The organism is Myxococcus sp. AM010 (genome assembly GCF_013372585.1).
Taxonomy (GTDB): Bacteria; Myxococcota; Myxococcia; order Myxococcales; family Myxococcaceae; genus Myxococcus; species Myxococcus vastator.
Window position 1 is genome coordinate 1 of the sequence record NZ_JABXEO010000165.1, and the last position, 7,092, is coordinate 7,092.

At 71.5% G+C, this 7,092-nt stretch carries 6 protein-coding genes; 5 read left to right on the forward strand and 1 reads right to left on the reverse strand.

Annotation, left to right across the window (positions count from 1 at the left end):
- Both HV826_RS35740 and HV826_RS35745 read left to right on the forward strand, forming a co-directional pair.
- The coding region (locus HV826_RS35740; protein ID WP_176421486.1) for an ROK family protein at window positions 1-526 on the forward strand (526 nt) is incomplete at its 5' end.
- A gap of 160 nt (window positions 527-686) precedes the next feature.
- Window positions 687-2,588: an LTA synthase family protein gene (locus tag HV826_RS35745; RefSeq protein WP_176421487.1), complete on the forward strand. Its 1,902-nt coding sequence runs from the start codon at window positions 687-689 to the stop codon at window positions 2,586-2,588.
- On the opposite strand, the gene HV826_RS35750 is transcribed toward HV826_RS35745, so the two are convergent.
- Window positions 2,542-3,651, reverse strand: coding sequence for an acyltransferase family protein (locus HV826_RS35750; protein ID WP_407938461.1), 1,110 nt, complete (start codon window positions 3,649-3,651; stop codon window positions 2,542-2,544). The two genes, HV826_RS35745 and HV826_RS35750, sit on opposite strands and share 47 nt — an antisense overlap.
- Before the next feature lie 78 nt (window positions 3,652-3,729).
- Here HV826_RS35750 and HV826_RS35755 point away from each other — a divergent pair, with 78 nt between their 5' ends.
- From HV826_RS35755 to HV826_RS35765, 3 genes are all read left to right on the forward strand, one after another.
- Entirely contained in the window at window positions 3,730-4,875 is a 1,146-nt protein-coding gene (locus HV826_RS35755; RefSeq protein ID WP_176421489.1) for a glycosyltransferase family 4 protein, read from the forward strand.
- Between the two features lie 128 nt (window positions 4,876-5,003).
- Window positions 5,004-6,491 carry an MraY family glycosyltransferase gene (locus HV826_RS35760; protein ID WP_176421490.1) on the forward strand — a complete coding sequence of 496 codons (1,488 nt, stop codon included), beginning with the start codon at window positions 5,004-5,006 and terminating at the stop codon, window positions 6,489-6,491.
- On the forward strand, window positions 6,491-7,092 hold a 602-nt coding region (locus HV826_RS35765; RefSeq protein ID WP_255217581.1), incomplete at its 3' end, for a nucleotidyltransferase family protein. The genes HV826_RS35760 and HV826_RS35765, both read left to right, overlap by 1 nt.

Genomic DNA, 7,092 nt, shown 5'->3' on the forward strand with positions numbered 1-7,092 from the left:
GGTCCTGGACGGGGTGCCCTGGCGGGGCCGGGGCGCGGCGGGCGAGGTGGGCCACATGGTGGTGAAGCCGGGCGGGGCCCGCTGTGGCTGTGGCCGGCGCGGCTGCCTGGAGGCCTACGCGGGTCGTGCGTCCATGGAGCGCCGGGCGCACAAGGCCGTGCGCCAGGGCGAGACGACGGTCCTCTTCGATTTGATGCGGAAGAAGGGCCGCACCCGGTTGACCAGCAGCATCTGGGCCCGGGCGCTGGCGCAGGAGGACACGCTGGCCACGTGGCTCATCGGCCGCGCGGTGCGGATGCTGGGCGCGGGGCTTGCCTCCGCCATCAACCTGCTGGACGTGGAGGCCGTCGTCCTGGGCGGAGGCCTGGGCACGCGGCTGGGCCCCGAGTTCGCCGGCCACATCCATGAGGCCATGCGCCCGCACATCTTCGTCCCCGAGCGCCAGCCGCCCGTGCGCGTCGCGGAGCTGGGAGAACTTTCCGGTGCCATTGGCGCCGCGCTGCTGGCCCAGCCGCCCATGAAGTGAGCCGCGGTGCACGAGGCCTTGGGCGCTCCACTGGACGCCCGCCCACACGCAGCGTGGCAGGCGGCGGAAACCCGACCCCAGGCGCATGGAATGCCCGGGGGCCAGTCAGGTAGTCTCCGCGCCTCCCCGCTCCCTGGTCGACTACTGGAGGCACCTGTCGTTGGCACTCCGCACACGGATTCCCCAGACCTTGTTCTTCCAGCAGCCGCCCTCCAACCTGTGGCCGCTGGTGGGCGTCATCCTGGCCTCGGCGGTGCTCGTCGTGGCCATGGAGCTGACCATCGCCGTCTTCTCGTCCGCCGGACTGGAGGGCATCACCCAGCGCAACACCTACTCCATGCTCCTCAGCGTGGGGGTCATCTCCGCGGTGACGGGCCTGCTGTGGGCGGTGACGAACCGGGTGGGAATCTCGGGGGCCCTGGTGGCGGCGGCGATGCTCTTCACCGTCACCCTGCACATCCGGAAGGTGCAGCTCATCGACCGACCGCTGATGCCCTGGGACTTCCTGGAGTGGCGGCAGGTGACGTCGCTGGCGCCCACGCTGCTGCCCGGCGGCGGCGCGGTGGCGGCCATCGGTTCGTGCCTGCTGCTGGTGGTCATGCTCGCCGTCATGTGGCGCGCGGTGGCGCGCGGCACGCCCCGGTACCCGTTGCCCAGGGCCGGACGCCGCAACCTGGCGCTGGCGGCGGTGGCGTACCTGCTGGTCATCATCTTCCAGCAGCACCTGCCCGTGCGGCGCGTCTTCAACCGCTTCGGCATCTACGACCAGGTGTGGGACCAGCGCTCCAACTTCCAGATGAACGGGCTCACGCTGATGATGCTCTGGAACTGGGAGGGGCTGCGGCTGCGGCCGGGCAGTGAGTACTCCCGGGCGCAGGTGCACGCGGCGCTGGGCGTGCCTCCGGGCGTGGTGCCCGCCGCGCCCCAGGAGCCCGTCGACGTCGTCGTCTTCATGGCCGAGTCGCTCTGGGACCCGACGCGGCTGGGCATCCCCTTCAGCGAGGACCCGCTGCCCTTCGTGCGGTCGCTCATGGGGGGCCACAGCTCGGGCAACCTCATCAGCCCGGCCTTCGGCGGCGGCACGGCCAACGCGGAGTTCGAGCTCCTCACGGGCATGTCCTCGTCGTTCGCCCCGGACGGCGCGTTCCCCTATCAGCACTATGTGCTCCGGCCCGTGGACGCGCTGCCGTCGCTGTTCCGCCGCGCGGGCTACCAGACGGTGGCCATCCACCCGTTCCACTCCTTCTACTGGAGCCGCGACGTGGTGTACCCGCTCCTGGGCTTCGACACGTTCCAGTCGCTCACGGACTTCCCGTCACCCCGGCTGGAAGGGCCCTGGGTGTCGGACGAGGAGGTCGTCGACCACATCCTCCACGAGCTCTCCGACGAGCGTCAGCCGCGCTTCATCATGGCCGTGACGATGTCCACCCACGGGCCCTACAACCTGCCGCTCACCGGAGACGAGCGCATCGAGGTTCAGGGCGAGAAGCTCTCGCCGGACAACCGACTGCTCTTGAAGAACTACGTGCACAAGCTGCGGCAGATGGACACGGCCGTGGAGCGGCTGGTGCGCAGGTTGGAGACACGCAAACGCAAGACGCTGCTGGTGCTCTTCGGGGACCACCTGCCGATGCTGGGCTCGGACTACGCGACCTATCGCGAGGCCGGCTACTTCCAGGAGCCGTGGACGGACGCGCAGCGCGAGCGCATGGCGGAGGTCCCCGTCGTCCTCTGGACGAACTTCCCCACGCCCCGGCAGGACATCCACCTGAGCATCAGCATGCTCACCCCGCGCATCCTCGAGACGGCGGGGCTGCGGCCTCCGGGCTTCTTCGCCTTCGTCTCCGAGCTGTCCAAGGTGCTGCCCGTCGTCCGCGGAGACCTGCTGCGCAACGCCTCCGGCGAATACCTGCCCGCGGGCGACAAGGTCCCCACGGCCCAGGAGCCGGGCTCATGGGAGGACTGGATGCGGCGCTACCGCCTGCTCACGTATGACCGGCTGGCGGGCGACAACTTCAGCGCGGCCCAGCCGGCCGGGGCGGTGTCTCAGGAAGCGCTGTGACGGGGGCCGCCGGCCGCCGCGCCCACGCGGGGAGCCTGTCCTTGCGCCGCAAGGCGGGCTGCTCCACCCACCGCCACGACACCGCCGCGAGCAGCAGCACGCAGGGGAGCGCCACCGCCGCGTTCACCCACCACGCCGTGCGTCCGCCCAGCAGCGCGGAGACGGTCTGCTGCACGGGGAAGGCGTAGAGGTAGACGCCGTAGGACAGGTCCCCCCGGCGTCCGAAGTCCGCCAGCGCCCCCAGGGGCCGGAAGGCGAGGTACAGCACCACGTACCCACCCAGCAGGCCGGTGGCGATGCGGCAGCCGTACCCGAGCCGGGCCGTGACGAGCCACCCCGCGACGCACGCCGCCGCCACCCAGGGGCTCATGCGCACGTGCGCGCGCCACTGGTACAGCGCCGCGCCGCCGCCGAAGTACAGGTACAGCTCCGGCCAGAAGCCCAGCCGCCCGGTGACGAAGGTGGCCACCGCCGCGCCCACGAAGCCGAAGATGACCACGCCCCTGCGCAAGAGGCCCGCCAGGCCCAGGCCCAGCGTCAGCACGTAGAAGCCGACCTCGTACTTCAGCGTCCACAGCGAGCCGTTGACGGCGTGGGGGTAGGCGTTCGCCTCGAAGACGCCCGGCAGGTGCCACTGGGGCCAATTCAGGGCGAAGTTCCCCAGCAGGTACAGGGCCGTGTCCGGGGACGTGAAGTAGTCGCCCAGGGGCAGGCGGGTGAAGGCCGGTCCCAGCACCCCCACCGTCAGGAGCAGCATGGCGCCCAGCCCGGGGAAGATGCGCAGCACCCGGGCCCAGATGAAGCGCGCCGTGTCGGGCGTCCGCTCCCAGCTGCGGGTGATGAGCACGCCGCTGATGATGAGGAACACCGCGACGCCCAGCCGTCCCAGGGAGAGCTGTCCCCGGGTGAAGGACTCCAGCGGCTCCACCGTCCCCTTGCCCTCGCCCAACGGGAAGGCATGGCTGAACAGCACGCCCGCCGCCGCGGCGAAGCGCAGGAAGTCCAGGTTGTTGCGGCGCGAGTCGAGGCGCGTCTGCAACGTGGGCGCGGAATGCGGGGACATGGGGGTGGGAAACGATGGCATTGTGGCCCACGCCGCACACCCATGAAAAGCAGGCAGGAGAGGGCCGCCTTCGTTCCCATGCGCGTCTTGCTTGGTATCCACCATCCCCTGAATCCGGACATGGGGGCGCCGGGGGTGACGCTCGCGCTGGGGCAGGCGCTGGCGGCGCGGGGCTGCCAGGTGGACTACTTCAGCTACGACGACGCCTATCCCGGCCTGCGGCACCACACCACGGCGCACGAGCTGCGCTTCCCGTGGAAGCTGACCGCGCACCTGCTGCGGGCCGCGGGCCAGTACGACGTGCTGGACATCACCACCGGGGATGCGTGGCCCTGGATGCGCCTGGGCCGTCCGGGCGCGCGAGCCCGTCACGCCCTGGTGACGCGCAGCCACGGCCTGGAGCACACCTTCTCCGAGCGGCTGCGCGCGGACGCCCGTGCGGGGCACCTGACGCTGAGCTGGAAGTACCCGCTGTACCACGGCGGCTACCGCCTCTGGGAGGTGCGCCAGTCCCTGCTGCGCGCGGACCATGCGGTGCTGCTCAACACGCGGGATGCCGCCTACGCGACGGAGCGGCTGGGCGTGCCGGCCCGCCAGGTGAGCGTCATTCCCCATGGGCTGGATGTGGCCTTCCAGGGGCTGTCGCCACCCACGCCCTCCGCGCCCGGTGCGCCGCTGCGGGTGGCGTGCGTGGGGAGCTGGCTGGCGCTCAAGGGGCGCGCGGAGATGGTGGCCGCCGCCACCCGCCTGCACGCCGAAGGCGTGTCCTTCACGCTGACGTTGTACGGCACGGGCAACCCGGAGGCGGAGGTGCTGGCGGCGTTCCCCGCGGGAGCGCGCGAGCGTGTGCGCGTGGTGCCGCGCTATCCACGCGCCGGGCTGCCGCGCCTGCTGCTGGACGAAGAGGTGCTGTTCTTCCCCAGCCACTCAGAGGGCTTTGGGATGGCGCTGGTGGAGTCGATGGCCAGCGGGCTCGCGCCGGTGTCGACGCCGGTGGGCGTGGCGCCCCAGGTCGTGCGTGACGGCGAGACGGGGCGGCTTGTGCCCATGGGAGACGTTGACGCACAGGTGGCGGCGCTGCGCTCGCTGGCGGAGGACCGCGCTCGCCTGCTCTGGTTGCGTGAAGCCGCGCAGGCGGCGGTGCGGGACATGACGTGGCGGGACATCGCCGCGCGCACGTCAATCCTTTACGAGACGCTTCTCCGCTCGCCGCGGACCGTCTAGAAGGGGCGCCTGCCTGGTTGGACGACAGGCGGACGCAAGGGCCCATTGCTTTACAATGCTATCGCACTCCAGCGTGCATTGACGCGTGGAGCCACCGGCCGCCACGATGCACGGACGGTGCGCGCCCCATGATTACGCTCTTCGTCGCTTTCTTCGTCTCGCTGTTGGTGGCGCTGGCGCTGACGCGGCTGGTGCGGGACCGGGCCCTGGCGTGGGGGTGGCTGGACCAGGCGAACTCCAGCCGGAAGGTCCATGTCCGGCCGATTCCTCGGCTGGGCGGGGTGGGCATCGTCGGTGGGTTCTTCGCGCCGCTGTGCGCGTTGTTCCTGGTGGACTCTGGCGTGGGGTACCACTTCCGCTCCCACACGGAGCTGGTGGCGGGCCTGTTCCTGGGCGGCGCGGCGATTGTGGCGTTGGGGCTCTACGACGACCTGCGGGGCGCGGGCGCCCGGCTGAAGTTCGCCGTCCAGTTCGCGGTGGCGTTCGGCCTGTATGTCATGGGATTCCGAATCGACGTCATCGCCAACCCGTTCGGCCCGGAGCTGGTGTTGGGCGCGCTGAGTCTGCCTTTCACCGTGTTGTGGGTGGTGGGCGTGGTCAACGCGCTCAACCTCATCGACGGCCTGGATGGGCTGGCGGGCGGCGTGGCCTTCTTCGGCGTCGGCACCAACTTCATCCTCGCGCTGTCGCGAGGAGACGTGCTGCTGGCGCTGCTGATGGCGGCGCTGGCGGGCGCCATCCTCGGGTTCCTGGTGTTCAACTTCAACCCGGCCTCCATCTTCATGGGGGACACCGGGAGCATGTTCCTGGGCTTCGTGCTGGCCGCGGTGTCCATCCAGACGAGCACCAAGAGCGGCACGGCGGTGGCCATGCTGGTGCCGGTGATGGCGCTGGGGCTGCCCATCATGGACACGCTGCTGGCAATGGTGCGGCGCTCGCTGCTGGGGCGGCCGATGTTCAGTGCCGACCGGGAGCACATCCATCACCGGTTGATGAGCCACCTGGTGCTCAGCCACCGCGCCACCGTGCTGGTGCTGTATGGCCTGTGCGGCCTCTTCATGCTGGTGGCGCTGGCGCTGAACTTCGCCAACAGCGCGCAGAGCGCGATGCTGCTGTGTGGCATGGGCGTGCTCATCGTGCTGCTGATGCGGCGGCTGGGCTACCTGGACCTGGGCCGCGCCAGGGACGTGCACCAGGCGCGGCAGCGCAACCTGTGGCTGCGGACCATGGTGAAGGATGTCACCCGGGCGGTGCGCGCGGCGCCTTCGCTGGAGGGCGTGTGGAACGCGGTGCGCCCGCTGGCGGATGCCATGAACCTGGCGCGCCAGGAGTTGTGCTTCCAGCGCATCCGGCCCACGGGGCTCGCGGACAACATCGTCTTTGAAGCCCAGCGGCTGGCGGGCGCGGGGGCACCGTTCGAGGTCAGCATCGCCATCAAGGTCGAAGGCGAGGTGCTGGGCGCGATGCTGCTGGTGTGGCGGGATGGCCGAGCCGCCATCAACCGCGATGAGGAGCTGGCGCTGGAGCAGGTGGCGGACGCGGTGGCGGAGAGCGCCGAGCGGCTCCAGCCTCGGGTCGACGCCGGGCCTGGGCGCCTGGTCGCGCTGAGGAAGTGATGCCCGACGGGCACGCCGCGCCGCGCCCCCGGCAGGAGCGCCTGACACCCGTGGGCGCGAGCGCGCTCCTGGCCCTGCTGCGTGCGTGGCCGGACGCCCCCTCGGGTGCGCCGCCGGGAGGCGGGGACGCAGAGGCGCTGGTGCGCGCGGCGGTGCGCCACGGGCTGGTGGGCTTCGTGGCGCACGCGGTGGAGCGGGCGGGCTGGGCGCTGCCCGAGCCCGCGAGTGCGTCCCTGCGCCGGGAGTCCCTGGGGGGCGCGGCGCGGGCCCTGCGGGTGAAGGCGCTGCTCTTGCGAAGCCTGGACGCGCTGGCGACGGTGGGACAGGTGCCGGTGCTGCTCAAGGGGTACGGGCTGGCGCTGCGGCTGTATCCGGACCCGTTGCAGCGCGCCACCACGGACGTGGACCTGCTGGTAGCGCGCGCGGACGTCGGTGCCGCGGCGCAGGCACTCGCGCGCGTGGGCCTGTCTGCGCGGCGGGACGATGGCGCCCGTCATGGCGAGGAGGACTCCCACCACCTGGAGCTCGCGGGGCCCGCGGGCCTGGTGGAGCTGCACTACCGCGCGCTCGCGGGCTGGGGCGAGGCCCTGGAGGGCGACGC

Coding starts and splice junctions, on each gene's coding strand:
- HV826_RS35755 (WP_176421489.1), top strand. CDS start 3,730: ATGCGCGTCTTGCTTGGTATCCACCATCCCCTGAATCCGGACATGGGG.
- HV826_RS35750 (WP_407938461.1), bottom strand. CDS start 3,651: ATGTCCCCGCATTCCGCGCCCACGTTGCAGACGCGCCTCGACTCGCGC.
- HV826_RS35760 (WP_176421490.1), top strand. CDS start 5,004: ATGATTACGCTCTTCGTCGCTTTCTTCGTCTCGCTGTTGGTGGCGCTG.